Raw genomic sequence first — 903 nt, 5'->3', positions numbered from 1 at the left:
TCGCTGAATTCATTGAAATTGCCTTCATTGAGCATCATTTGCCTTGGATGCTCCCTTCCATCAGCTGATACTGCGATTGGTTCACCAAGAATAAGTGCTACACCCCCGTCTGCAATTCTTCCAAAGAACTTCATTTGCTCCTTTGAGACTGAACCACCGATTTGGCCCAACCCAGTTTTGAATGGAGCGGCGACAAAACGATTCTTCAACACTTTTTTGCCAATTTGAAAGGCAGTTGATGCAACCATTTCAATCCTCCTCTTATTGATACCCCGGCGGGGTAAATTCTCGTCAATTATTATAACACCGTTTTATATATATGCCATATGTATATAGCAATTTTTGAATTTGTTGAGTTAGAATACTTTTAAGCACCTTTAGAACCACAAAGGAGGGGGTAAAATGAAAATCCTCGTATTTGGCGGCATATTTTGGGATGTGTTTATCTATGGCAATGAACCCCATGAAGCAGAAATCCTTGAAATGCCCGGAGGCTCCGGGTTAAATATCGCATACGGCCTTTTTAAGCAAGGATTTGATGTCCACTTTTACTCAAACATTGGCTCTGACTGGCGTGGGAAAGAGATAAAGCGAATTCTTGCTGATGACAAATTCAATATCTCGCATATCAAGACATTAAACGACACAAAAACAGGACATCATATTGCCCTTAACGATAAACCAATTGCTGTTGACAGAGGCGCAAACAAAGAAAAAATAGATGTGCCTGTTATCGAAAAGGCCGATGTATGCGTTATAAACACGGAAATACCAAAAGAAGTTATACTGGATGCGTTAAAGATTCCTTCAAAATTGGCAGTGGTTGATCTCGGGCCCAGACCTGTTATATCGCCTGAAGAGCTTAAGAAAGCCTGTGATACAGAGTTGCTTCTTATAGGTACA

2 protein-coding genes are annotated in these 903 nt (G+C 40.8%); one reads left to right on the top strand and one right to left on the bottom strand.

What is annotated here, in order from left to right; all coding sequences use genetic code 11:
• A partial coding sequence (locus tag AC3LHT_RS09745; protein ID WP_488662752.1) for an oxidoreductase occupies nucleotides 1–248 on the bottom strand: 248 nt, incomplete at its 3' end.
• Nucleotides 249–402: 154 nt separating this feature from the next.
• Between AC3LHT_RS09745 and AC3LHT_RS09740 the strand changes: the two genes are divergently transcribed.
• The coding region (locus AC3LHT_RS09740) for a PfkB family carbohydrate kinase (protein WP_488662751.1) at nucleotides 403–903 on the top strand (501 nt) is incomplete at its 3' end.

The organism is Kosmotoga sp. (genome assembly GCF_982836095.1).
The sequence above is the reverse complement of the archived record's forward strand: the minus strand, read 5'-3'. Positions and strand labels throughout refer to the sequence as shown.